Source organism: Enterococcus hulanensis (assembly GCF_005405485.1).
In the GTDB taxonomy this organism is placed as follows: domain Bacteria; phylum Bacillota; class Bacilli; order Lactobacillales; family Enterococcaceae; genus Enterococcus_A; species Enterococcus_A hulanensis.
Genome location: NZ_BJED01000001.1, coordinates 508,489 through 533,326, shown reverse-complemented (window position 1 = coordinate 533,326; position 24,838 = coordinate 508,489). Strand labels below are relative to the sequence as shown.

Here is a 24,838-nt window from a genome sequence, read left to right as displayed (position 1 = left end):
CTACATATAGAGAGGTGGTGGCGTTGATGTGGCAAACTTAACCACAAAACAAAAAGCTTTTGCAGATGAATACATTATCAACGGTGGCAATGCGACTCAAGCCGCCATCAAAGCTGGTTACAGTAAAAAAACCGCTGAAGCGACAGCAAGTCGACTGTTAAGAAATGTTAAGGTCGTGGAGTATATCGCTAGCAAGGTGGCTCCCGTCATTGAAAAGCGAAATACGGATGTACAAGAACAATTGAACAGTCTTTTGGATATATATGACGGGAAAACGATAATTAGCCACAGCAAACAAATAGACCACTTAGAGGGCGATAAAATCGTTAAAGATATGACATACGAATACACCCCGGATTTAGAAAATAGATTAAAAGCAATTGATCTATTTTTGAAATATGCTAGTCCGTTGTTAAAAGCGCAGCTCGAAAAAGCTCAAGCAGAGGCAACCATTCTTCGAGACAAAGCAAACAAATTATCAGAAGATGCCCAACAAAACGAACTCCTAGATGCTTTGGTTAATCTGCCTGTTGTGGAGAGTGATATAGATGCCGATAAAGTTTAGTACTAAGCAAGTAGAAAATATTAGTTCTGACATTGAAGGCATTGAGTTCGAATTAAACGAGGGCACGATTCGATCAGGCAAAACAATGAGCGACATATTCAAAATGGCTCGTATTTATGCTAAATCGCCTGACAGAGACCATCTAATTCTAGCGTATAACCAAGAGCAAGCTTATCGAATGTTTATTGACGGCGAAGGCTTTGGCTTGATGAACATATTCAAAAACAATTCAGAAATCCGACATAACGAAAACGGCGATCATCTTTGGATTAACTTTGGTAAAGGAAATGAAAAGCGGATTTACTACAAAGGTGGAGGAAAAGTGAACGCCGTTGGTAGTATCACTGGTATGTCTTTTGGCACAGTTACCTTTTTGGAATTCAACCTGCTTAACAAAGAGGTAATCGCTGAGTCGTTTAGAAGGACATTAGCCAGTAAGATGCGGTTTCATTTAGGGGAACAAAACCCGCCAGCTCCCAATCATCCAAACCTTGAGTTATTGGATCAATTCGAGCAAACAAATACCTATCGTTTTAGGCATTGGCGCCCAACTGATAACCCAATCCTGACAGGCGAACGATTGAAGATGTGGAAACAACAGTGTGAAACGTCAGACTATTTACTTAAGCGAGACTGGAATGGTGAGCGAGTCATGCCGGAAGGTGTCATCTATTCGATGTTTGATACTGATAAGCACATGACAAACACAATTAAAGGAAGACCTATCGAGACGTTCTTTGTTGCTGATGGCGGGCAATCGGATGCTACGACCTGCACATTCTGCTTAGTGACGTTTGATAGCGGGCAGTACTATTTGTATCAATTGGCAAATTATTACCACAGCGGGGCAGATACAGGCGTTGTGAAAGCCATGAGCACCTATGCGAAAGATATCAAACTGTTTAAAGAATGGTGTTACATTAAGTGGAATTATCCACATTTCAATTATTTTTTTGTCGACCCAGCATGCAAAACGTTAAGAGAAGAGTTGCACCTGTTAGGGATTATGACAGATGCGGCAGATAATAATAGCCGCGACAAGATCAGCAGCAATGGAATGAAAATTGAAGTAGGAATCGAACGTGTACAGAATCTCTTAACCAAAGAGGTTCTATTTTTGTATACCGGACAGAATGACTATGATTTTTATAATGCTATTAAAGAGATTGGTATGTACGTAAGGAAAGACAACGGAATACCTATTGATAAATATAACCACTATCTCGACACATTGAGATATGCAGGAAACTACTTCACAAAAACATATCTCGTCTAGGAGGTGGAGAAATGTTCGAAAGATTAAAGACTTTATTTAGAATTGGAGGTGCAAAAGTGGGAATTGTACAAACGTTGAATGATATTACCGATCATCCGAAGATTTCAATTAATGCGAAAGAATTCGAACGAATCAGAAGCAATCGGAAAATCTATAAAAATGCATATCCTGAAGTTGAGTATGTTAATAGCGACGGCTATACAAAGAGGCGACCATTTCATTCGCTAAACGTTTCTAAAGTGGTATCAAAGAAACTATCGAAGCTAGTCTTTAATGACGGCTGTGATATTAGTGTTGACAATAAAGAGGCAGACAAGTTTCTTCAACAAGTATTTAGCGATAACCAATTCAGAAAGAATTTTGGTGAGGAGTTAGAAGCGGGGTACGCAATCGGTGGTTTGGCATTGCGTCCGTATGTGGACATAAATACAGGACAAATAAAGATTTCGTATTGTCGTGCCGACACGTTCTATCCGTTAGAATCTAACACGAATGATATTTCAGAAGCAGCGATTGCTACGGTAACGCAGCAAACGGAAGGTCAAAAGACCATATACTTCACATTGCTTGAATTCCATGAATGGGAAAACGGGACTTACTTCATCCGTAATGAGTTGTACCGCTCAGAGGAACAAAGCCAAGTAGGTGTAAAGGTACCATTGAGTACGCTTGATAAGTACAAAGACTTGCAGGAAGAAACCGCAATGCCGAATTTTAGTAGACCTCTATTTGTCTATATTAAATTAGCAGGAAAAAACAATCTCGACTTGGATAGTCCGTTGAGCCTTGGAATCATAGACAATGCAAAACGCCAATTGATTGACATCAATGAGAAATATGATGAGTTCATGTGGGAAATTGAAGAAGCCAAACGAAAAATACTTGCTTCGGATCACTTCTTTAAGGTTCGTTATGACGAAAACGGGAATCCTATGAGCCGATTCGATAGCGAAACATCTGTTTATCAGCGTTTGAAATCAGATGAACCGTTTATCAGTGAATTTTCACCCTCTCTACGTTCGTCAGAGTTCATTAATAGTATTAACTTCATACTTCGGATCATAGAGCTTCAGACGGGCTTTTCTAGTGGAACCTTTAGTTTTGATGGTCACTCAGTTAAGACGGCGACAGAGATCATTAGTGAGAATTCAGAAACCTTCTCTACTCGATCAGATAACGTGTTGATTGTAGAGGAAGCGCTGAAAGAATTGATCACAACTATTTTTGAGTTGGCGGCAGCGTATGAGTTGTTTCTTGCAACTGAGAGCCTTGGGATTAATATTGATTTCGATGATGGAGTTTTCCAATCACAAGATGAGAAAGCAGATTACTACTCGAAACTGATTACTGCGGGGCTAACGTCAAAACTTTCTGCTATTCAGAAACTAACTGGCGTGACTGAAAAAGAAGCTATGAAGATTGTTTATGAGATTAGAGCAGAAAATCTAGAAATGGATTATGCCACTCAAGAAGAAAACTCAGCGAGGAATCAACTAGGAGATGATGAGTAATGATTACGCCTCATCAATTAGATTTATGGTCTAGTAGCATGGCTCACCTCTACCAGTCGTTAGAAGGTGAACTGATGCGCTTAATCGCTAAGCGTTTGAACTCAGGACATGACAATATACTGGATTGGCAACGCGAGAAGCTTCAAGAACTTCACTTGTTCAATAAGGACGCAATCAAGATTATTTCCCAAATTACTGGTATTGCAGAATCAGAAGTGACGAGAATGTTTGAGAGTTCGGGAGAAAAAATTGTCAAAGATGTTGACGGACAGTTACCGTACGATTCGTTACCACTGCCAAATGATCTAGATAACATCATGAAAGCCTATCACGATCAAGTGTGGAGTGATATTAACAACTATGTGAATCAAACATTGCTATCCACCAACTTTGGTTATGGCTCAGCGACTACTCAGATGTATAACGACATAATCAACAAGACGACTGCTGCGTTTAACAGCGGTCTTTTTACGTTTGAGGAGGCGCTAGAAAGAACAATTCGAGAATGGGCGCAAAAAGGTATTCGTTCGACGTTTGTTGATAAGGGCGGCCATACATGGAGTTTAGAGCGCTATGTTAGAACGGTTTTAAAGTCTACGCTCGGAAATACCTATGACAAGCTAAGAAAAGACCGTATGAGTGAATATGGCATCCATACGGTAATTGTCACAAGTCACATGGGGGCACGGGAAGCTTGCTCGAAGATTCAAGGGAATGTCGTTGATTTTCGACCTATGGCTGAGTTACCTGTTGATTGGGAATATCGAAGTATTTACGACCCGTACTGGAATGCTGACTATGAAACGCCAGGCGGCCATCGAGGTGTTAACTGTAGGCATTTGCATATTCCTTTTATTCCAGGAGTGAATACCAATAATCAGCCGAAATACGATCCAAAGGAAAATGCAAAAGTGGCAGCTCTTACAAAGAAACAAAGAGAACTTGAACGCCGAGTTGTGAAATTCAAAAAGAATCAGATGGTCTCTGATGCGTTAGGACAAACTGACAATGCCAAAGCATGGGGCCAAAAGATCAAAGCCACTCAAGGCGCGTTGAGAGAATTAGTCAAATCAAATGACTATCTCAGCCGTAACCATTCTCGTGAGAAAGTTTATACACCACTCAATACACTGCTTAAGGATTTTAGATATGACGATTTCTAATTGGAGGAATAAGAATGAATAACGAGTTATTTCAGTGTGGACTATGCAATGAACTTACACCGTTTATACAAAAGACAGATAAGCTGGAAAACGCTGTTCACCATACTTATGCAGAGTGCCGGTCCTGTAAAGGAAAGACGACAATCTGTTATACAAATAAAGATATTCGAAAACTCTTATACAAACAGCGAAATACCAAGCCGGGTAAGAATAAAGAAGCGCTTGCTGATAATATTCAAGCGAAAATGCGAGATTTACAGAGAGAATATGAGAATTGAAGTCCGTAAAGGACTTTTTATTTTGCCCTGAATATGGCGTAAAACTGTTCACTCCATCGTGGTCGTTGCCACGTTAAAACTCGAAAGGATGAAAGAAATGAAAAGAGAACAATTAAAAGATTTAGGTTTATCAGACGAACAAATCGGGTTGATTATGGCATTGCATGGGCAGACGGTGAATGAATTGAATAAAGGCTTAGCTACTGCAGAGCAAGAGCGCGATCAGTTCAAAGAACAACTTGACTCAAACCAAACAGAGTTAGACACGTTGAAAGAGTCAGCAAAAGGAAATGAAGATTTAACAAAGCAATTAACGGATCTTCAAGAAAAATTCGATACTGTTAAATCTGAATCAGAAACAAAACTATCTGAACAACAAAAAGACTTCGCTATCAAATTAGCGTTGAAAGAAGCTGCTGCGCTTGATGAGGACATTGTTCTAGGTCAATTAGACAAAGACACAATCAAAGTTGTAGAAGGTAAGTTACAAGGTTTTGATGAGCAATTAAAAGGATTGCAGGAAAATAAAGCGTTCTTGTTTCAGCAAGCAGAATCTGAACAAAACCCTGCACCACGAATCGTTACTGGCGGTAATCCGGGTACGATTCAACAAAATACAGGATCATTGGACCAACAAATGAAATCAGAAGGCTTTAATTTAACAAATTATTTAACACAAGAAGGAGATAATGAATAATGGCGAATGAAATTACAAAATTATTAGACGTGGTAACACCCGAGGTATTTAATGCCTATATGAACAACTTTACAGAGGAAAAGTCAGCGATCATCCAGTCAGGAGTTGCAGTTGCCGATCCAACCGTTGCTCAAAATATTACAGCAGGCGGATTGCTTGTTAATATGCCGTTCTGGAATGATTTAGATGGTGAAGATGAAACTTTAGGTGACGGGGATAAAGCACTAGGAACAGGCAAAATTACTGCAAGTGCAGATATTGCTGCGGTAATGTATCGTGGTCGCGGATGGTCCGTTAATGAACTTGCTGCGGTTATTTCAGGAGACGACCCTCTAGGTGCGTTGATGAGTAAAATCGCGTCTTGGTGGATGCGCCGTGAACAAACGGTTCTGATTTCAGTGTTAAACGGATTGTTCGCAGAAAATGGAGCATTGGCGGATTCTCACTTACTTGCCGAGCCTACGAAAGGAATTTCCGGAGAATTAGTTCTTGATGCCAAACAGTTACTAGGTGATTCAGCCGACCGGTTAAGTATGATTGTAATGCACTCTGCTGTGTACACTGAATTGCAAAAACAAAACTTAATTGCATTCATCCCTAATGCCCGTGGGGAAGTAAACATTCCTACCTATTTAGGTTACAGAGTGGTTGTTGATGATGGTGTGCCTGCAACGGGAACTGGCGCGGCTAAGGTGTATACTTCTTATCTATTTGCAACTGGTTCAATCGGACGTAATACAGGAAATCCAGCCAAATTAACCACTTTTGAAACAGCTCGTATTGCGAACAAAGGAAACGACGAAGTTTATACTCGTCGCGCTTTCACTATGCACCCATACGGTGTTAAGTTTACGAATTCAGATCGTGTCGCTGGTGAAATCACTCCAACAAATGCCGATCTTACGAAAGCTGCGAACTGGGAAAAAGTTTACGAAGACAAACAAATTGGTATTATTGCAATCCAACACGTGTTGGCGGGGGAGTAACAATCCCTGCTACAGGCGTGACACTATCGCCAAAAACCTCTTCGGCAGTCGCGGGGACTGCTGGAACCAGACAATTAACCGCTGTTGTTGCTCCTGAAAATGCCTCAAACAAAGAAGTGAGCTTTTCAATATTGCCCGAAACACCGGGGTTGAAAGTTAGTGCTTCTGGTTTGATTTCATGGACAGATGCAGTAGGGGATGGAGTGTATACGACTACTGTGAAAACCACAGAAGGCTCATTCACAGATAGTCATATTTTGACACTAACAGATCCAAATGAAGGTTAGTCTATTTGACTAGCCTTTTGATTTTGAAAGGAGGCAGTCATGGAATATCTAACTTTTGAGGAGTTCAAAAAGATCACTGGAAAAGAAGAGTATTCGAAAGAAACGTTCGAAAAATTCTATAAAAAGGCTGTAGCAGTGATTGATAACATAACGAATCGTTTTTATCAGTTCCATTCTATTGAGACTGATCCTATTGGATTTAGAGTAAACCAATTCAAATCAGCGCTTTGTAGCCAAATAGAATATTTCGGAGAGCTAGGTGCTGATACGTACGAGAGCATAAACAAAGCACCGCAGACCTTCTCGGCGGGGCGGACTAGCGTTTCTAATAGCAGTCGTTACAATCCTTCAGGAGCAAACGAAAGTAAGTCTTTAGTATCTGAGGACGTATATGTATATTTAGAAGGCACTGGGCTCTTATATCGAGGTGTTCAATCATGGTAATGCCGAAACCGCCAAAAGAGTTCTTGGTTGATTCTTTTATTTATCGAGAATATCTAGGAGAAGGAGATTACAACAAACCTATTTATGGTGACTATGTAAGTATAGATAATTGCCGGATTGATCGTGGAAGCCAATATACGTTTTCGACAAATGGCAAACAATTGCTATATCATGCAGTCGTTTTTTGCTATGCCGGACTGACTGATCCCATACCTGAGTTTAAAGAACAATCTTTGCTTATCTTCGATGGTCGAGAGCATAAACTGGTCAAAGTAGAGCCTATATACGAGGCGTATACGAATGAAATCTATTCGTATGAGTTAGAGGTGATCTAATGGCTGGAATATCTATTGATCTCGGAGGCGTTCGAAAGAAGATCAGTCACGAGGCTAACATCAACGGACAACGAGCATTGGCCAATCAAGCGATGGCTGACATGAATCCGTTTGTTCCTATGAGTTCAGGCGGCGGCTCTTTGAGAATGGCAGTTTCCATAGCTCGGGACGGAAGCTCAATCAATTATTATATGGTTTACGCTAAAGCGCAGTTTTACGGTACAAATGGCAAAGTAGTATTCAGAAAATATTCGACGCCGGGCACTGGCAAGCGCTGGGACTTGAAAGCAAAGGGTTTGTACTTGCCAGCATGGAAACGAGCATATTTGAGAGGAGCGGGATTGTAAATGGATTTTTTAGACCGGTTAAATGATTCAATCAATTCGATTCCCAATCTGCCTGTAAAGATAAAAAAAGGTTATTTGTCGGAAAAAGAAAGTTTGGCCATCTATTCTTTACCAGGAGGTCGTGTAACTCAACGGTTTTATGATGGTAGTAAGGAAGAAACGTTGAACTACGAGATAGGAATGAAATCAGAAGACGGGTCAAAAGTCGAAACGACACTTCGGGAGATTTCCGATTTTATAGAAAATCTAGCTGAATTGAAAAGTAAAAATGGTTCCTTTTCTTTCATGAATATTTCAATTGCAAGCAAACCATTCATTGGGCCGACCGAGACTCAAGACTGGTTTGTTTTTTTATTAGAGATTCAAGCAAAAATCATAACTTATTAGGAGGAATTTATAGATGGATGCAACAATTTATCAAAACTTTTTGCGTAAGCACTACGTGGGGAATACAAAGGAAGACTTAATTCTAATTGGTGGTGGGATTACAGGTATTGCGCCAGAATTCGAAGAAGATTCTGAGAATATTGGATACTATGACCTTAATGGCGGTACATCAAAATTTACTAAAAGTGTCACTATTTCATATGCTTTTGAAGGTCATCGAAAGTACGGAGACGAAGCGCAAGACTTTATGCGGAAGAAATTGTTTAAGTTAAGTGAACGTAGCTGTTACCTAAAGGTGGAAGAACCTGACGGAACAATTATTCAGGGTCCTGCGAAAATCAGTGACATCCAAGCACATGGCGGGGAAGCAAATGACCCATCAGAGTTCAAATGTACAATTTCGTTTGAAGGACTTCCTGAAGAATCAGTGAAAGCAGAAGGGCAAATACAACAAGCTTCGACTCAACAAAAAACTAGCAGCAAATAAACAATCATGTAAGAGGGGGCTTTCCCCTCTTTTACTTGTAATATAAGGAGGTTCGACCGTGATAAAAATTGACGCGAAAAGAAAGTTTATTCCTGTAGAAATTGGAACGAATAAATTTGAATTTGATTTGTCAGATAATGCAGTTCTCAAATTGAAATCTACACTAAATAAAGTAGTCGAAAGAATCGAGAGCATCAACATATCTGATGACTTACCAGAAGAGAAACGTTTAGAGCTTACTAAACAGGCACAACGGGAATCCTTTGACTATTTGTTGGGTAAAGGAGCATACGACAAAGTTTACAAAGAAGTTTGTAACATTAGTGCTATGACAGACATTCTAATTGAATTAGAAGAACAGTTACCAGCTGAAATCGAAGCTGCTACCCAATCGGAAAAATTAAAAAAATACATAGGTGAGTGACATGTTCTCATTTGCTTATGGGATTGATAATGAAATTGAAATTGACGGTGATATCTATAATCTTAACTTGGCTTATGATGTCGTACTAAGATTTTTCGATCTTCTCGCAGATGAGGAAATATCCGAACAGTCTAAGACTTCGATTGCTATGTCATTGCTTTTTGGGAAGGGGAACGAACCGGCAATTTCCACACATCAAAAATTAGAAGTAATAAAAGCTGTTATTCAGAATCATATTATGATTGAGAAACCTTCAGTTATTTTTGCTTCCTTGGATCAACAACACGAACCAGAAAAAGAATATTACTCGTTAGTAGAAGACGCCGATATTATTTTCGCGTCTTTTTTTTACGACTACAAAATAGATTTATTTGAACAACGCGGGAAACTCCATTGGAAAAAATTTAAAGCTCTTTTGAATGGTCTGAGTGAAAAAACTAAGCTTTCCCAAGTGATAAGTATTCGAAAATGGAAACCAGGTGAACATACCTCTCCTGAAGAGGATAAGCAGATGAGAGAACTGCAAAAAATATATTCCTTAGATGTAACACAAAAGGATGCAGACGAACTTATGTACTTCAATTCTCTGTCCGGAGAAGAAAAAGAAGCGTTCGCTAGGAAACGACTTGAAGAACTCGGAGGTGACACAAATGGCTGATGGCGTAATTTCAATTCAAATTGATGCAGATGGAAGGCCCATCCGTTCACTAAATAGTGATCTTGATACATTAGAAGGAAAGTCCGGGAAAGCCTCTAGTGGGATAAAGGACATCGTTGCAGGGTTAGGCCTTGTCAAAGTCGCTTCAGCTGCGTTTGATGTTCTAAAATCCTCACTTGATGATGCAATAGTTCGTTTTGATACCATGCAAAAATACCCGAAAGTTATGAGCGCTCTAGGCTTCTCTGCAGAGGATTCTAAAAAATCTGTAGGTCGTTTAGCGGATGGAATTGATGGATTGCCAACGAGACTAGATACCGTGGTTTCTACAGCCCAACGAATGACCTCAGTTACTGGGAACATGAATAAATCAACAGATGCCACAATCGCTCTGAACAACGCATTTCTTGCAAGTGGAGCATCAACTGAGGATGCTAAACGTGGGATGGAACAGTATATTCAAATGTTGAGTACAGGTAAAGTTGACATGCAGTCTTGGCGTTCGCTTCAAGAAACAATGCCGATCGGACTTCAAAAGACGGCGGAAGCAATGGGGTTTGTTGGTGAAACTGCACAGACAGATTTGTATGCTGCTCTGAAAGACGGGAAGGTCACTTTTAAGGATTTCCAGAATCAGTTGATTGAGCTAGGAACAGGAACAGGCGAGCTAGCGAAATTAGCAAAGATCAATAGTGAGGGAATCGGAACCTCTTTTGAGAATTTGAAAAGCGCAGTTGTCAAAGGTCTAGCGAACGTGATTACAGCACTGGATAACGCGGCAAAAGCAGTTACAGGAAAAAGCATTGCGAAAAATATCGATTCGATGAAAGCGCTGGTGAACAAAGCGTTCGAGAGTATGACGGGAGCAATTGAGAAAGCAACACCATACTTTGAATCGTTTGGAAAAATACTCAGTCAAGTATTTGATAAGTTAGAACCCTATACTCCCGCGATCACTGCCTTTGTGAAGGCTATTACCACTATGCTAATTATTAGGTCAGTAGGTCAAGCTTTTAGTAATTCAGAAATACAAATAAGACTATATTTAGCAGCAGTTAAGGTTGCAGAAGTAGCCACAAAACTTTTTACCTTAGCTACCAATGCTCAGGCGAGAGCTCAACTAGCTGAAAAAGTTGCTATGTTTGTAACCATTCCTTTACTAACTGCAAAAAATGTGATTATGGGAGTCCTTACGGGAACGACGAGTTTGGCTACAGTTGCAACGACAGCATTTAGCGCCGCACTAAAAGTTGCATTAGGACCTATCGGATGGGTAACTGCAGCAATTGGTCTTTTAGTTGCAGGTGGAATTGCATTGCACAAACAATTGAACGCAGAAAGCGAAGAATACAAAAAGTTAAAAAAATCCCAAGAGGAAACAGTTAATTCGTCTCAAAAACTGATAGATCAAACAGAAAAGCATGCTCAAGATAGAAGAGATGAAATTACTGCAATTGATGGATCGACAAAGTCTTATCAGATGCTAATTACTGAAATCGAAACACTTGCAGCAAAAGAAAATAAAACAACTGCAGAGAAAAACAATCTGAAAAGAGCAGTTGAAGAACTTAACAACTCCATGTCTGATTTGAACCTTGTTTATGATGCGCAGAAGGACACACTTTCGGAGATCCCCACTAAGATCACTGATCAAGTGAGAGCATATCAAGAACTTGATAAGGCTAAAGAAGCTCAACAACAAATGAACGATATCATCAAAGAGCGTAACGATGTAGAAGCTAAGTTGGTGGAAATAAATATTGAACGCGAGAAATGGAACAGTATTGTTTCTAAGTCACCGATGGAGGCAAAGAAGGCTGCAGAAGCTGTTCAAGCATTGGATGAAAAAGAATCTGCGCTGAAAGAGACACAACTGGCGTTACAGAATGAGTTTCAAGCAACAGCAGGCGTCCATGAAGAGTCTATAAATAGAGTAAGCGTAGCTTTAGAAGATGGAGTTTTTAAACAACAAGTTTCCTATGATGCTATGAATGAAAAACAAAAAGAAGTCATGGATTCTATGCGTACCGAATATCAGTCTTTAGAAGAAAAAGCTGGAAGTGTATTCGATCAGATTACTCAAAAAACAGCTATATCTATGGAACAAATGATTGAGAATATGCAGAAAAACCAAGAAGCTATTGCAAGTTGGAGCCAGAATATTGCAGCGTTAGCTGAAAAAGGTGTCGACCAAGGTCTGTTGGAGCAATTACGAAAAATGGGTCCTGAAGGTGCTGCACAAGCAGCTGAATTAAATACCAGAAGTGCGGAAGAACTTCAAGCTCTGAACGAAACCTATAGAAATTCCTCTCAGTCTGCTATGAACGCAATGAAAGAAGGTTACCAACTAGGTAAAAATGGTGTGAATGAAGAAGTTGCTAGTATTATGCCTACAGCGAAAAATACATTGGTACAGAATGTAAGAGATGCTGATTTCGGTTCAGTAGGGAAAGATGCAACTGCAAATGTAAAAGCTGGGGTCGCAGAAAGCAAGCAACAGGTTGCTGAAATAACTGGATCAATGATCGACGATGCTGCTGCAACGGCAAAGAAGAAATCAGCTAAAGCGGATTTCAAGAGTATTGGCAAGCAAATTCCTAATGGTATGAAGGAAGGGATTAATTCAAGTAGCAAAGACGCTGAAGATGCCGCTGGAAAGATGGCTTCAAAACTTCCGAGTGTCGCGAAGGACAAACTTGGTGTTCATAGCCCTTCAAGAGTATTCCACGATATTGGTTCTAATGTTGTTCAAGGAATGTCGGATGGAATTAGTTCGAACCAAGAACAACCGAAAAATCAAATATCTACAATGGTTCAAAATATGATTTCTTCAGCCGATGGATTATACAATTCTTTAAAAAATATCGGTGCAAATGCCGTGATAGGATTGGCGAACGGGATTATCGATAATTCAAGTCACGCGCTAAACGCAGCTCAGGAAATTGCAAATCAGATTACCCGAACAATGCAGAATGCACTAGATATTCATTCGCCGTCACGTGTAATGAGAGATAAAATAGGTCGGTTTATTCCGCAAGGGATAGCTATTGGGATCGATAAGGATGCATCTGTAATCGACCGATCGTTAGAACGTCTTTCTACGAATATGTTCAAAGGTCTGACGCCGGAATTAGCATTGGGAAGTTCGCAGATAGGAGCAACTAGCAATATAAGTAGGATTATTAATAATACTTCTGAAACGAGTAAAAACTATAGTCCATCATTTAATTTCAACATTGAACATGCTGACTTATCAAATGATCAATCGATCGAAGAGACATCTCGTCAATTAGCAGTGTTAACTGAACGTCAATCAAGGGGGCGATTAAAATAGATTTTAATAAATTGCCATATTTTCAATTTCGTGGGAGAAAATCAAACGAATTCTTAATAAGAATAAGAAATGAAATGGAATTTGTTATCCCGGAGTCTTCTTTGGATTTCACAGAAGTTGATGGGAGAAACTCAGATATTATTCACGACAAAGGGAAATTCAAGGATATAGAAAAGAATTTTCCCGTAACAATATATAAAGAAAGAGATAAAACGATAGCCACCCAACTACGAAATATTGCTGGGTGGCTTTATATAGCTAAAGATTACTCACCGCTCATCTTCAGTGAATACAATGAGTATTTCTACAAGGCTTTGGGTCTTGGTGGTATATCGGGGGTTGACGAAAAAAGAGAATGGACTCACATCAATTTCACCTTCAAGTGTCAACCTTTTGTATTCCGCTTAGATGGGGAAGATGAACGAGAGATTTTAAGCGGTCAATCAATTACAAATCCAGAGCAATTTACTAGTCTTCCTATCGTGTCGTTTAACAAAACTACGGCTACCGCAGATAGCAACATCTACATCAATGGTCAGCAGTTTCGCATTGCGAAAGAAGCAGGCACAGGGATTATTACGATGGATTGCGAGAATGGCATTGCTTATAAAACTGGCGGTGTGAATGTATCTAAGTATTGCTTCTTGAATACTGATGGTTATAATCCAATTATCTTGCAGCCTGGGAAGAATGAAATTTCTTATAACAATATTGATCAATTTAAAATCAAACCTAGATGGAGGAACCTAGCCGTATGAGCACAATTATTTTACACGATAAGAAAAATAATAACTGGTCTTCGTTAGGTATTGGACCGCTAAGTGATGCGATCAATCCTTTATTAACTAGGGAAAAAAACGGGATGTATGAACTATCTTTTAAATACCCCGTCGATGCACCATTGTTTAAAGAGCTGAAGGTTGGAAGGTGGGTTGTTGCTGATGCAGGGCCTACCATTCAAGCGCAAAGCCAACGGCTTGAGATTGCGGAAATCACAAAGCCGATTAATGGAATAGTGACAGTATACTGTGAACACTACAGATACCAGCTATTGCGGTCGATAGTAAAAGTAGGCTCAATATATAAAGATATACCAGCACAAACGGCGTTGAATCAACTTAGAAATCAAATGGAACCGAAAGGTGACTTTACTTTCTATAGTGACGTTTCTACAAGATCATCGGTGGATTTTACTGATCCCGCAAAATTTGCTAATGCACAAGAAGTTTTAGGTGGCGTTCGGGGATCGATTCTTGATAACTTCGGCGGCGAGTATGTTTTCAATAATAATCAAGTGCGATTAATGGCACAAGCAGGTTCTGAAAAGAACGTGATTATTGCTTATGGGAAAAATCTGACTGATATCACTCAAGAGGAATCTATAGAGAACACCTACACTTCAGTTTATGGTTGGGCAAAAGTTGGTAATGGTGACGAAGAAAAAATAATCACTTTACCTGAAACCTATTTAGATAGTGAGTATGTAGGAAACTATACACAACGTCGTATCCAGATGGTCGATTTCAGTGATAAAGAGCCAAAAGATGTAGCAGCTTTAAGGACACAGATTCAAGCGTTTATTAAGAATAATAATGTAGGGATTCCAAAGGTTTCTATCAAAGCAAGCTATGTTGACCTTGCTAGTTCTGTAATGGATGAGCAGCTTAAAAACCTTGAAATGATTGATTTATGCGATTGGGTCACGGTGGTTTTCAATCAATTAGAAATTAATACCTCGGCGCAAATCATTAAAACGGTTTGGAATGTGACACTTGATAAGTATGAATCCGTTGAACTGGGAGAAGCAAGAACGAACCTCTCAAAAGTGATTGAGGACTCCCAAACAAACGTGAACGATATTAACAATAAAATAGATTGGTTAGAAAAAGCTCAAAAAGAAGCATCAGATATTATTAAAAACCCCGGTAAAGGTCATGTAGTGATTTATCCATCATTAGCTGATCCACAGGAATTGTTGATTATGGATACCACAAATATCAATACAGCTCAAAAAGTATGGCGGTGGAATGTTGGTGGACTTGGCTTTAGTTCAACAGGATACAATGGCACGTATGGACTAGCTATGACCAATAATGGAGCGATTGTTGCCGATAGAATGACAACAGGAACATTGCGAGCGATTAATATTATTGGTGTGGCAATCACAGGGAGTACGATTTCATCCGTGTCTGGCGCTTCAGAAATATTTCTAGCAAATGGCAGTATAAAAAATCTGTGGAGCGGAAAGCTCTTTTCCGAGATGACGGGAGGGGCATTTCGTTTATATAGAACAAATGGTTCAACAGTTTTAGGCGGTTTGTATCGAACTGTATATACGCCAACTGGACGAGAGTATTTAAACGTTTCTGCCTATCCCGGAACAGACCTGTGGCTTGGAAGATACGTTTCAAGTAGTGACTCCCATGTAGGTTCGTTTAAAGTAGATGGGAATACTGGTGAAGTTACTGCAAACAACTTAACTTTCGGTAGCGATGTAAACGGAAACGACAAAGCAATCAAAAATATTTGGTTGACTGGACTTAAGGTTCCTAATAATTCTACCGTAAATTTTTATTCTCCATTAAATATGAACGGATATTCCATATACAATCAATCGGACATACGCCTTAAAGAAAATATTGAGGATACAACAGTAGATGGTATTTCGGAAACAAAAAAACTAAATTTTGTGGAATTCAACAGGAAACAGAATTGCCAAAACACCAATCCAGAAGCGCAACCAAATGATAAAAGGGAATTAGGGTTAATCGCGCAGTATTCGCCATTTCTAAGCGCAAAGGTGAAAGAAGATAATTACCAGCGAATAGATGTGAACAAGCAAATTATGTTGAACAGCCTAACCAACAAGCAATTGATTGAAAAGGTTGAGCGTTTAGAAAAGCATCTCTCGGAAACGAAGAAGAATAAGCGGAAATATCACAGAGGGGGGATTTGATGAGTAATAAAATATTGAATCTTGATCTATCAAAAGATCCGATCATGCCAGCAATAGTTTATGGAAGGGTCGGAGATGACCGGCTACAAACAGTGACTGTGAATTTGTCCAGACGAGATGAGGTTGCAGATTTAACTGGCTACAAAATTACCTTCGAAGGAACCACATACAACGGAAAAACGAAAGTATTTGATTCGGAAAACGTTAGCACTACTGCTGCGGGTTTGAAAAAAGGTACGTTTGATTATACATTCCCAAATATGGCTTTTGCTGTTGCCGGGAAGTATGAGCAAGCGTATTTTTCAATTGTAAAAGACGGCAAAAGAGACAGTACGGCTGGTTTTGAAATCTATGTCGATGGCAATGCCGATATTGACGCTCCGGAAGCTGAAACGATAATCACTGAGTATAATAAATTAGTGGCAGAATTAAATGAGCTTCAAAAACAAGCGATAACCGAATTAAATAACCAACAAAATCAAGCCATTAATGAAATGAATCAGAACTTCACTGCGGCTCAAGAGAGAATTGTCGAGTTAGATATTCAAATTAGTGCCTTGCGAGATCAAATTGAACAGGCCTTAACAGACTTTGAGAGTGGAAACTTCTGGACAAAAGAAGAGAGTTTTAATAAAGAAGAAAGTTCCGCAAACGTGATCTATCAAGTCATTGGAAAAGATAAAGTTCGGATGACTTTCCCGCTTGATTTTAAAGATAAAGTTGCTGGCTCGAATATTGAAAATCCACATGCAGCTAGTGCTAAATCATCAACAACACTTTTAAGTCCCAATAGTTTTGTCAATGACGCAAATGTGGATTATCCAAAATTAAGCGCTATTGATGGAAATGTGTTAAAAGTGAATGGGAATTTGACATCTGGCTATCAGATTCAGATGGTCTCGAAATTCAATATTATTGAGTCCTTTAAACGTGAGTTAGGAGAAACTTTATTCCTTGATCGTGGCGCTACCGAATTAACCGAACAGGTTGAACTACTTAGAAACATTCTGACAATTCAATGGAATGTTTGGGGGTTTGGAAGTGGGCCAAGCGGGTACAAGTTTAGTGTCGGCGGTTGGTCTAACGCTGGAGCGTGGACGGGAGTTGGGTCTCATCCATACGGGACGCCTTCAAGGCTATCGAATAAAACAACGGCAAGTAATAATAAATATTTCATTGATGATAATGGCTTTGTTAATATTATTGCTTTTGCTGAAGCTTCAGATGGCTCAACACCGTCAATAGTAAGCATTGATTACGCAAACTTAGACATCATTATTGATCTATCTGTAAACGAGCACATTAAGTCAATGATAGCGCACTATAGCGGAAAAAACTTTGAACCAGCTACACCAGAAGAAATCATTGTTGGTGAACGTGACGATGTGGTGGTTACACCTAAAGGGTTGAAAGACGCCGGTCAGATCGAAACAGCATTAGACGCCTATCGCGTCAAATACGGCAAACAAATGGTATGGGGCGAGAACCATCAAGTTGAAGACCCCGCTACACCAAATTTTGGTGCCGTTTACGCAAGCACTGACAATGAGTATAAAACCATACCAGCTACAGAAAACTATTTCACCTATGATTCCAAAGGATTGATAGTTGTAGCTAAGGATGGTCAATATAAGGTTTCCGCAAACGTAAAACGACAGTGGCGAACCTCTGTAGCATTATGGCATTATGTTTCATTAATGTTAAATCGCGGTGGTAGTATTAGCAAATGGGACTTTTCACCATTTGGCGGAACTACTCAAAATAGGAATCGCCAACAGTGTCAAGCAATAATTACTCTAAAAGCTGGGGATACGATCTACTTCACGTCTGAGTCAAACAACAGCACAAACGCTCTACAGTTCCTAAACATAGACCAGTTTACTATGGAACGTTTGGGTGATTAGATTTAGCACACTTTCGGGTGTGCTTTTTATATTGAATGAGAGAGGGTGGACTATGAATTTCGAGTCTGTAATTACACTATTCAGTCTTGGTGGAACTTTGATTGGCACATTTTCTGGGATAGTGATTTCAAATAAACTGACAATGTACAGGATAGAACAGTTAGAAAAGAAAGTTGAAAAACACAACAATGTTATTGAACGAACGTATATGTTAGAAGGTCGAATGACGGAAGCGGAACATGATCTTAGAGATATGAAAGGGGGTGACAAATAATGCAAAATAAGACGTTTGAAATTTTGAAATGGGTTGCTTTGATTGTTATTCCCGCTTTGACAACATTCATTGGTGTCGTAGGGAAAGCTGTTGAATGGCAATATACAGATATCACTGTAATTATTGTAGCGGCAGTAGGGACGTTTCTAGGTACTGTGTTAGGTGTATCAAATCGGACGTATAAGATGTTTTCAGATGAATAGGAGGAACTTTATGAAAAAGAAAATTTTATTAGGAGCTGTTGCAGCTCTTTTTTTATTGCCGATTTTCCCAGCTAACGTGGATGCGGCAAAGGGGGATCAAGGGGTCGATTGGGCTGTTTATCAAGGAGCACAAGGTCAATTTGGCTATGCTCACGATAAATTCAGTATTAGCCAGATTGGCGGATACAACGCTGGTGGACTCTACAATCAGTGGACGTATGAGAGCCAAGTGAATTCAGCTTTAGCTCAAGGAAAACGTGCGCATACTTACATCTGGTACGATACTTGGGGAAGCATGAGTATTGCGAAAACTACGATGGATTACTTCTTGCCAAAGGTGAAGACGCCACGAGGATCAATTGTCGCACTAGACTTTGAACACGGAGCTAGCGGCAACAAACAAGCGAATACGGATACTATTTTATACGGTATGCGAAGGGTTCGAGATGCCGGATATACGCCAATGTATTACTCGTATAAACCGTTCACGCTTCAAAATGTCTATTACCAACAAATATTAGCCGAGTTTCCTGACTCGTTATGGATGGCCGCATATCCGAATTATAACGTCACTCCATATCCAGTATGGTCTGTGTTTCCTAGTATGGATGGTGTAGCAATCTATCAATTCACGTCAACATATGTTGGCGGCGGGTTGGATGGGAATATCGATTTGACAGGAATTACAGATAACGGATATACGACTTTACCTGATCCTAATCCTAGTGAAACGAAAGATATTTATCGAGCAGGTCAGAATTATTCAGTTATGGAAGTCAAGAATGATAAAGGTCATGTTGACGGATTTGGTGCAATGGCCGGAAAGATTAAAGCTGAAGGCTGGAGCACAAGAACTCATAAGTATCAGTATGCCTTCATTCTCGATCGTACGAATGGTAAAGAACTGAAGCGCATTAAGTTAAAAGACTTACCGCGTGCGGATGCTGCTAAAGTGTACAATCGAAATGATGTGGCTGGATTCAATATTGAATTCAATCAGAAAGACGTTTCGGGGCATTCAGTAATTATTATGATTCGAAGTACAAACGATCCTGATGGCGATGTCAAAGGTGGATTTAACGATTTGACTGAAACGCGCTGGTACTTGGATGTTTGATCCCAAAGATTTAACTGAAACTCGCTAGTATCAAGGTATAAAATAATGTTTGCACCATATTTTACTTATGAGTTATACTAACTATCGCTGGTGGCTGATACCAGTCTTAGAGACTTGCTGATCAACCACTCCTGTGGTTTGGTCAGCCTTTTATTTTGGAAGCAAAATGGTTGCTCTGCAACTAATATACGAATAATATCTAAATAGGGATTCCTGATACAGCACCATTGAGAAAGAAGCAGGATATGCTGTGGGGAAGATCAGGAATCCCTAACTTATAGTTTAACGCTTTGTATACGTTTGCACAAATGGTTATTTGTACCCTTAGCTCAGTTGGTTAGAGCAGACGGCCCATAACCGGAATAGATATATTGAAATCAATCTGATTGTGGTTGCAAAAAATAGCCTAAAGTTGTAAAATGGTTGCAACGACATAAAAGAGCGGAGGCAACTATGGAAGACTATAAATACATTTTCCAAGAAGATAACCCTGAACAATTTTTGACAGAAACATTTGATAAAGAGACAAGAATTTACCTGAACTCATCTGTAAAACTTGGCTACCAGCTTGCTGTCGATACTTTAAAAAAAGACGATAGCTGGCTCAATGAATTAAGAGGAAAAGAAGTTTTACCTAGACTAAAAACATATGGCGTTGAATATATGATTGTTCAATACATAAAAAATGGCTTACTTGAATTGGATTATTCTATAAACTATACTTCTGGTAAAAATAATACTTTTCTATTGTTTAAAGACCAAAAGGTTGAGACCAATCTTATTGTAAATCAGGCCACTACCGCTGCTAGACCTAGTAGATATGCTAAATATCGTGCAAGCCGATATAATAATTTTGAAACATATTTTGACTTTGAGGCAGATAAATTTGTTGAAGAAAAACCTGTATATATTGAATTAAATCACGGCTATCAAACTGATATTCCTACATTTACTGTGTTGGGCATTCCCAAAAATAGAAAAACTTGGTACACTTCGATACCTGTTGATAAAGAGTTTGAACTTTTGACAGATAATAAAGCAAAATTTATTACTACGGAAAAGGAAATGTCTGATTTTAACTTTGATGATTTTGAAGAACATGTAAAAGAGAGTGATGCTCAATGATAAAAAATAATTCCTTTGTATTTCAGGGAAGGAAATTGAAGCTTGCAAGGGAATTAAAACTATGGACGATATCCAAGTTGGGTGAGAAATTAGGTGTCAGCCATCAATTAATTTCTGATTGGGAAAATAATAAGAAAAAACCTACTTTTGAAAAATTAATTGAAATTGAAAAAATGTTAGGATTTCCGAGACGATTTTACTACAGTACAGCTGAGAATATAGCTCCGGATAATGACCTACTATTCTTCAGAAAAGGTGCTGCAGTTGCAGTAAAATATCAAAAACAGGTTGAGCAAAGTGGAATTCTTTTTAGCATCGTAGCAAGTATAGTCGAGAATTATGTTAATTTACCAAGTTTTAGATACCCTAGTTATTCATTAAGAAGTAAAGAGTTTTCTCAAATTGATTTTGAGAAGATTTCAAAAATCGCAATGTCTTTAAGGGAAGAATATAATCTGGGAATTGGACCTATATCTAACATGACTCTCCTTGTTGAAAAAATGGGGATTAGAGTACATTTTGAAGATTTAAGTTCGGCGAAGATTGATGCTCTGACATTATTCGTTAATGGACAACCATATATTATTATTAATAATCAAAGAATATCAAGCGTTAGAATAAGGTTCAATTTAGCTCATGAGTTGGGACATATATTGTTACACTCTTCGTATAATAGAACAGAGATATCAAATAGTTCAAATAACAAGAGAATAGAAATGGAAGCAAATCATTTTGCTGGTAGTTTACTTTTGCCTGAAGAAGGTTTTGTATTAGATTTAACTGCTACTAATATGAACCATTTGCTACAATTAAAAAGGCATTGGAAGGTTTCGTTACAAGCCATAATATTTAATGGAGATCAATCAGGATTAATTAGTAGCAGGCAAGCATTATTTTTACGTCAACAGATAAGTAGAAATAAATGGCGATTACATGAACCGTTTGATGATGAAATACCAATCGAATATCCTACGTTATTTAACAAAGCAATTCAATATGTAAAAAATGAAAAGCCAGACTGTATGAAAGAGATTGTTACTGAAGTTGGATTGAGTGAGGAACAAATATTTGAATTATTTCAATATGAAGAAGATAAGTTTGAAGTAAATTCAAATAGTCATTTAAAATTAATATGAGTCAAAAAGAAGACCCTAGCGAGAGCTAAGGTCTTTTTTACGCTGTTCAATCAAGCTTTCCAATTCCTCTATATCCTCTATAGTAGCTTGCTTTTTGATAAAGGAACGAGATGTGCTGCGATTTCTCAAATAGCGAGCGTGTTCTCGATTCTTCTCTTGCCATTTCTTATTAGCTTCCGTTTGCTGATTAGCATCTTTCATACATAACAACTCCTCATCTGAACCAAATCAACCATGCTATCAACGATAGGACGACGATCCAAGCAATAGCGACTTTCCAATCAGGTTTAATTTTTTCTAAACTGACTGTGACGTTTTTCCATTTCCATTCTTTTTTCATGGTATAATGAACATAGAAGCTAGGGGAGATTAACTCCCCCAACTAATTTTGATTGAGAACTTGAATATTAGAAGATTGATTTCGAAGCCAACTTCTAATTTTCTTGTTCTCTTTTTTCTATGTTTCACTTTCTCACCTCTCTTTCTATAATTATATTATACTATCGATAGTATATGATGTCAACAGTTTTCTTCAATAAAAAAAGCCCGAAAAATCAGGCTTTAACCATTTCGAATTCCATCATAATTATAACATCTCGAGAGCTAAGTCTTTTGACGATTGTAATTTGTAAGCGTTTTGCTGTATAATATTCTTATCTCAAAAATCTATTTTTTTTCATAACCCTGGAGCTCTCGAACAATCGGGAGCTCGTCTTTTTTTTAGTTTCCCTGCCACAAATAAAATAGGACTCTCAAAAATACGATAACCAACAAAATGACGACTGCAGGGAGCCATTCCTTTTTCTTCTTAATCATCATTCACCTCACTATATGTTCTTGTCTCAAGGGTATCACAGAAGTCACAAAAAGCCTGAAAAATCAGGCTTTCATCATTTCAAATTCCATCATAATGTTAACATCTCGAGAGCTAAGGTCTTTTTGAGCGAAAAGATTGAAATCGCTTACAAAGTGTGTTATAAAGTAATTGTAGAGGATAATGAATTTCCGAAAAAGTTGTCAGAAATGATGATATAGTAGTGAATCTGTCGGTGAGAATCGGCGCGAGAGGAACGCGGGAGTTTGAGAAATTCCTTACTAATTGAACAGGCCTAGCGGATAAGTTGCGCAGACATAGGAACCTCAGATGTACCGTGCACACCATCTATCTGCTAGGCTATTTTGTATATTATTACTCTGAATAAGCAAAATTCCTTATTCTTAAATAAAGGAGGCGTTTACAATGGAAGGCAATTATGGAAAAATTTTAGTTGCTATTGATGACTCTGAGCAATCGTATAAGGCTCTAAAGGAAGCACTCTCAATCGCTCGACGAAATGATTCTCATCTTTATATCTTAACAGTTACTGATATGTCTATTGCAACAGCTGATGCACGTATCGTTCAATATGTGCGGGAATTATCAGAGGAACAATCGAAGATAGTTACTGAGAAAATAGAGCAGCATTTACCATCAGAATTTAATTATACTATTCGTAAAGTAGAAGGGGCCCCAAAGGTCTCAATTGTACAATTTGCAAAAGAAACAGGAATTGATTTAATTGCTATGGGAGCGACAGGTAAAGGAGCAATCGAGAGGGTCCTAGTGGGTTCTACTACATCTTATGTTGTTAGTCATGCCCCCTGCAACGTCTTAGTTGTAAGGTAGGGTTATTCCCGGTTTTTGAGATTATATTTTGCAAGAAACGAAACGCCATACGATAAATCCTCAATAATCAAATCAAAGGGGGTATATACAGTAGTCTCACCCAAAGAAGTTATCAGTTCCAAAGAAAAACTTGAACCATTGCATATTGTAGAAGATGGTACAAAACGGGTAAAGCTCATTCAATTGCAGAGTTAAGATGGAAAAATACAAAGGCTTATGGTATCCGGTATGAGGGCGATAACGAAGAAGATAAAGGATTCCCTACTACAGGAAGAGGGTATCAAGCTGCGTGGTTCATTTTGCCTGAAGCGGTGGCATAACCCTATTTAAGATCTTTAGCGGTGAAAAAAGATATCGATTCTCGAATTGATTTGTTGATAACTGATAATAGTGACTAAACAATACATTTAAGAAATCTTTTATGTTTACAAAAAAAGAGAGGGAGCGTAACAATGGAAGCCCAATATAGATCCGTTTTAGTAGCTGTCGATGGTTCAGATCAGTCAAAAGATGCGGTGCACGAAGCAATTGCTATTGCTAAAAGGAATGAAGCTGAGTTGACAATGTTAACTAGTATAGACATTTCCACGATTTCTCATGCTCCCTTAATGGTGAGAGAGGTCACCTCTGGATTGTTAATACGTGCAAAAAATATGTTAGATGACTTTGCACAAGATGAGTCAACGATGAAAATTGAAAAAAAGGTTTCGGTAGGAGTTGCTAAACACGAAATTGTTAATTATGCTAAAGTTGAAGATATCGATCTTATCGTCATAGGCGCAACCGGTAAAGGAGCAATTGAACGCACTCTGGTTGGCTCCACGACCGCCTACGTTGTTAACCACGCGCCTTGTAATATCTTGGTTGTGAGATAGTATATAAATCTCTCGTTAATTTTAGAGGTTTTTTATTTCTCGAGAAGCTTGTATAATAGCTACATATTTAGGAAAAGAGTAACCACAAATGATTGCTGGACGTGAATGATTCGATCTAAAGATGGGACCACTTACAGAATTCAACAAAAGCTTGTCATGGTTGTCCACTTATTCAAATGTGATTGTTGCGAGATATCAGCCAGAGTTCAGCATCTGAATTCTTCCTTTTGTTGGAAGCGTTCGGAATGAGGAAAGGTGATTTCGATGGTGAGAGGGGTAAATTGCATAGAGAAGGAAGGCATCCACAAATAGAAATTTGTTATACTGATTAAGTGGATAGCTTGGCAAACCTCATCGCTTTCGATCCACTTCTTAGCTTGTTACAGGAGTGGGTTTTTGTGTG

27 protein-coding genes are annotated in these 24,838 nt (G+C 38.7%); 26 read left to right on the top strand and 1 reads right to left on the bottom strand.

From position 1 onward, the window contains the following. The first annotated feature begins 28 nt into the window (after positions 1–28). The 24 genes from FFR60_RS02465 to FFR60_RS02350 all read left to right on the top strand — a co-directional run bounded on the left by FFR60_RS02465 (position 29) and on the right by FFR60_RS02350 (position 21,894). A complete protein-coding gene (locus tag FFR60_RS02465) occupies positions 29–565 on the top strand; it encodes a terminase small subunit (protein WP_137662863.1) in 537 nt (178 codons plus the stop codon). Further along, positions 549–1,841, top strand: coding sequence for a PBSX family phage terminase large subunit (locus FFR60_RS02460; RefSeq protein WP_137662862.1), 1,293 nt, complete (start codon positions 549–551; stop codon positions 1,839–1,841). The genes FFR60_RS02465 and FFR60_RS02460 overlap by 17 nt, the downstream gene beginning before the upstream one ends. A gap of 11 nt (positions 1,842–1,852) precedes the next feature. Then, a complete protein-coding gene (locus FFR60_RS02455) occupies positions 1,853–3,352 on the top strand; it encodes a phage portal protein (protein ID WP_137662861.1) in 1,500 nt (499 codons plus the stop codon). Continuing rightward, positions 3,352–4,515, top strand: a complete 1,164-nt coding sequence (locus tag FFR60_RS02450) for a phage minor capsid protein (protein ID WP_137662860.1) — start codon at positions 3,352–3,354, stop codon at positions 4,513–4,515. Before FFR60_RS02455 ends, FFR60_RS02450 begins: the two co-directional genes overlap by 1 nt. 14 nt (positions 4,516–4,529) lie before the next feature. Then, positions 4,530–4,793: a hypothetical protein gene (locus FFR60_RS02445; RefSeq protein ID WP_137662859.1), complete on the top strand. Its 264-nt coding sequence runs from the start codon at positions 4,530–4,532 to the stop codon at positions 4,791–4,793. A 97-nt stretch (positions 4,794–4,890) separates the two neighbouring features. Then, the gene (locus FFR60_RS02440) at positions 4,891–5,490 is read left to right on the top strand and encodes a phage scaffolding protein (protein WP_137662858.1); all 600 of its coding nucleotides are present in this window, start codon (positions 4,891–4,893) and stop codon (positions 5,488–5,490) included. Next, positions 5,490–6,476, top strand: coding sequence for a major capsid protein (locus FFR60_RS02435; protein ID WP_137662857.1), 987 nt, complete (start codon positions 5,490–5,492; stop codon positions 6,474–6,476). The genes FFR60_RS02440 and FFR60_RS02435 overlap by 1 nt, the downstream gene beginning before the upstream one ends. 17 nt (positions 6,477–6,493) lie before the next feature. Continuing rightward, positions 6,494–6,763, top strand: a complete 270-nt coding sequence (locus FFR60_RS02430) for a phage tail protein (protein WP_171004833.1) — start codon at positions 6,494–6,496, stop codon at positions 6,761–6,763. 39 nt (positions 6,764–6,802) lie between these two features. Then, entirely contained in the window at positions 6,803–7,207 is a 405-nt protein-coding gene (locus tag FFR60_RS02425; RefSeq protein ID WP_137662855.1) for a head-tail connector protein, read from the top strand. Continuing rightward, a complete protein-coding gene (locus FFR60_RS02420) occupies positions 7,201–7,542 on the top strand; it encodes a putative minor capsid protein (RefSeq protein WP_137662854.1) in 342 nt (113 codons plus the stop codon). The genes FFR60_RS02425 and FFR60_RS02420 overlap by 7 nt, the downstream gene beginning before the upstream one ends. After that, positions 7,542–7,889 (top strand): minor capsid protein, encoded by a 348-nt coding sequence (locus FFR60_RS02415; protein WP_137662853.1) that lies wholly within the window; start codon positions 7,542–7,544, stop codon positions 7,887–7,889. The genes FFR60_RS02420 and FFR60_RS02415 overlap by 1 nt, the downstream gene beginning before the upstream one ends. Next, positions 7,890–8,276 carry a phage tail terminator protein gene (locus FFR60_RS02410; protein WP_137662852.1) on the top strand — a complete coding sequence of 129 codons (387 nt, stop codon included), beginning with the start codon at positions 7,890–7,892 and terminating at the stop codon, positions 8,274–8,276. Positions 8,277–8,289: 13 nt separating this feature from the next. Then, entirely contained in the window at positions 8,290–8,763 is a 474-nt protein-coding gene (locus FFR60_RS02405; protein ID WP_137662851.1) for a phage tail tube protein, read from the top strand. A 58-nt stretch (positions 8,764–8,821) separates the two neighbouring features. Next, positions 8,822–9,187 (top strand): DUF6673 family protein, encoded by a 366-nt coding sequence (locus FFR60_RS02400; protein ID WP_137662850.1) that lies wholly within the window; start codon positions 8,822–8,824, stop codon positions 9,185–9,187. Between the two features lies 1 nt (position 9,188). Continuing rightward, on the top strand, positions 9,189–9,845 hold the full coding sequence (locus tag FFR60_RS02395; protein WP_137662849.1) for a Gp15 family bacteriophage protein: 657 nt from the start codon (positions 9,189–9,191) through the stop codon (positions 9,843–9,845). Beyond that, entirely contained in the window at positions 9,838–13,179 is a 3,342-nt protein-coding gene (locus FFR60_RS02390; protein WP_171004842.1) for a tape measure protein, read from the top strand. Before FFR60_RS02395 ends, FFR60_RS02390 begins: the two co-directional genes overlap by 8 nt. An 11-nt stretch (positions 13,180–13,190) precedes the next feature. Continuing rightward, positions 13,191–13,937, top strand: coding sequence for a distal tail protein Dit (locus tag FFR60_RS02385; protein WP_277990522.1), 747 nt, complete (start codon positions 13,191–13,193; stop codon positions 13,935–13,937). Continuing rightward, complete coding sequence (locus FFR60_RS02380) at positions 13,934–16,135, top strand: phage tail spike protein (protein ID WP_137662846.1); 2,202 nt, start codon at positions 13,934–13,936, stop codon at positions 16,133–16,135. Before FFR60_RS02385 ends, FFR60_RS02380 begins: the two co-directional genes overlap by 4 nt. Further along, entirely contained in the window at positions 16,135–18,039 is a 1,905-nt protein-coding gene (locus tag FFR60_RS02375) for a BppU family phage baseplate upper protein (protein WP_137662845.1), read from the top strand. Before FFR60_RS02380 ends, FFR60_RS02375 begins: the two co-directional genes overlap by 1 nt. 52 nt (positions 18,040–18,091) lie before the next feature. Beyond that, on the top strand, positions 18,092–18,313 hold the full coding sequence (locus tag FFR60_RS02370; protein ID WP_137662844.1) for a hypothetical protein: 222 nt from the start codon (positions 18,092–18,094) through the stop codon (positions 18,311–18,313). Beyond that, entirely contained in the window at positions 18,313–18,516 is a 204-nt protein-coding gene (locus FFR60_RS02365; protein ID WP_137662843.1) for a phage holin, read from the top strand. Before FFR60_RS02370 ends, FFR60_RS02365 begins: the two co-directional genes overlap by 1 nt. Before the next feature lie 10 nt (positions 18,517–18,526). Continuing rightward, the gene (locus tag FFR60_RS02360) at positions 18,527–19,633 is read left to right on the top strand and encodes a GH25 family lysozyme (RefSeq protein WP_137662842.1); all 1,107 of its coding nucleotides are present in this window, start codon (positions 18,527–18,529) and stop codon (positions 19,631–19,633) included. A 453-nt stretch (positions 19,634–20,086) separates the two neighbouring features. Beyond that, positions 20,087–20,758 (top strand): hypothetical protein, encoded by a 672-nt coding sequence (locus tag FFR60_RS02355; protein WP_137662841.1) that lies wholly within the window; start codon positions 20,087–20,089, stop codon positions 20,756–20,758. After that, positions 20,755–21,894, top strand: a complete 1,140-nt coding sequence (locus FFR60_RS02350; protein ID WP_137662840.1) for an XRE family transcriptional regulator — start codon at positions 20,755–20,757, stop codon at positions 21,892–21,894. The genes FFR60_RS02355 and FFR60_RS02350 overlap by 4 nt, the downstream gene beginning before the upstream one ends. Before the next feature lie 15 nt (positions 21,895–21,909). On the opposite strand, the gene FFR60_RS02345 is transcribed toward FFR60_RS02350, so the two are convergent. Continuing rightward, the gene (locus FFR60_RS02345; RefSeq protein WP_137662839.1) at positions 21,910–22,095 is read right to left on the bottom strand and encodes a hypothetical protein; all 186 of its coding nucleotides are present in this window, start codon (positions 22,093–22,095) and stop codon (positions 21,910–21,912) included. A 1,039-nt stretch (positions 22,096–23,134) separates the two neighbouring features. On the opposite strand from FFR60_RS02345, the gene FFR60_RS02340 reads away from it, so the two are divergent. Next, complete coding sequence (locus tag FFR60_RS02340) at positions 23,135–23,560, top strand: universal stress protein (protein WP_137662838.1); 426 nt, start codon at positions 23,135–23,137, stop codon at positions 23,558–23,560. A gap of 452 nt (positions 23,561–24,012) precedes the next feature. Further along, positions 24,013–24,435, top strand: coding sequence for a universal stress protein (locus FFR60_RS02335; RefSeq protein WP_137662837.1), 423 nt, complete (start codon positions 24,013–24,015; stop codon positions 24,433–24,435). Positions 24,436–24,838 lie beyond the last annotated feature (403 nt).

Excerpts from the sequence above, each read along its gene's own strand:
- FFR60_RS02375 (WP_137662845.1), top strand. The coding sequence starts at position 16,135 with ATGAGTAATAAAATATTGAATCTTGATCTATCAAAAGATCCGATCATG.
- FFR60_RS02355 (WP_137662841.1), top strand. The coding sequence starts at position 20,087 with ATGGAAGACTATAAATACATTTTCCAAGAAGATAACCCTGAACAATTT.
- FFR60_RS02370 (WP_137662844.1), top strand. The coding sequence starts at position 18,092 with ATGAATTTCGAGTCTGTAATTACACTATTCAGTCTTGGTGGAACTTTG.
- FFR60_RS02405 (WP_137662851.1), top strand. The coding sequence starts at position 8,290 with ATGGATGCAACAATTTATCAAAACTTTTTGCGTAAGCACTACGTGGGG.
- FFR60_RS02455 (WP_137662861.1), top strand. The coding sequence starts at position 1,853 with ATGTTCGAAAGATTAAAGACTTTATTTAGAATTGGAGGTGCAAAAGTG.
- FFR60_RS02440 (WP_137662858.1), top strand. The coding sequence starts at position 4,891 with ATGAAAAGAGAACAATTAAAAGATTTAGGTTTATCAGACGAACAAATC.
- FFR60_RS02350 (WP_137662840.1), top strand. The coding sequence starts at position 20,755 with ATGATAAAAAATAATTCCTTTGTATTTCAGGGAAGGAAATTGAAGCTT.
- FFR60_RS02340 (WP_137662838.1), top strand. The coding sequence starts at position 23,135 with ATGGAAGGCAATTATGGAAAAATTTTAGTTGCTATTGATGACTCTGAG.
- FFR60_RS02415 (WP_137662853.1), top strand. The coding sequence starts at position 7,542 with ATGGCTGGAATATCTATTGATCTCGGAGGCGTTCGAAAGAAGATCAGT.
- FFR60_RS02395 (WP_137662849.1), top strand. The coding sequence starts at position 9,189 with ATGTTCTCATTTGCTTATGGGATTGATAATGAAATTGAAATTGACGGT.
- FFR60_RS02360 (WP_137662842.1), top strand. The coding sequence starts at position 18,527 with ATGAAAAAGAAAATTTTATTAGGAGCTGTTGCAGCTCTTTTTTTATTG.
- FFR60_RS02345 (WP_137662839.1), bottom strand. The coding sequence starts at position 22,095 with ATGAAAGATGCTAATCAGCAAACGGAAGCTAATAAGAAATGGCAAGAG.
- FFR60_RS02365 (WP_137662843.1), top strand. The coding sequence starts at position 18,313 with ATGCAAAATAAGACGTTTGAAATTTTGAAATGGGTTGCTTTGATTGTT.
- FFR60_RS02410 (WP_137662852.1), top strand. The coding sequence starts at position 7,890 with ATGGATTTTTTAGACCGGTTAAATGATTCAATCAATTCGATTCCCAAT.
- FFR60_RS02390 (WP_171004842.1), top strand. The coding sequence starts at position 9,838 with ATGGCTGATGGCGTAATTTCAATTCAAATTGATGCAGATGGAAGGCCC.
- FFR60_RS02435 (WP_137662857.1), top strand. The coding sequence starts at position 5,490 with ATGGCGAATGAAATTACAAAATTATTAGACGTGGTAACACCCGAGGTA.
- FFR60_RS02460 (WP_137662862.1), top strand. The coding sequence starts at position 549 with ATGCCGATAAAGTTTAGTACTAAGCAAGTAGAAAATATTAGTTCTGAC.
- FFR60_RS02425 (WP_137662855.1), top strand. The coding sequence starts at position 6,803 with ATGGAATATCTAACTTTTGAGGAGTTCAAAAAGATCACTGGAAAAGAA.
- FFR60_RS02335 (WP_137662837.1), top strand. The coding sequence starts at position 24,013 with ATGGAAGCCCAATATAGATCCGTTTTAGTAGCTGTCGATGGTTCAGAT.
- FFR60_RS02420 (WP_137662854.1), top strand. The coding sequence starts at position 7,201 with ATGGTAATGCCGAAACCGCCAAAAGAGTTCTTGGTTGATTCTTTTATT.
- FFR60_RS02450 (WP_137662860.1), top strand. The coding sequence starts at position 3,352 with ATGATTACGCCTCATCAATTAGATTTATGGTCTAGTAGCATGGCTCAC.
- FFR60_RS02445 (WP_137662859.1), top strand. The coding sequence starts at position 4,530 with ATGAATAACGAGTTATTTCAGTGTGGACTATGCAATGAACTTACACCG.
- FFR60_RS02380 (WP_137662846.1), top strand. The coding sequence starts at position 13,934 with ATGAGCACAATTATTTTACACGATAAGAAAAATAATAACTGGTCTTCG.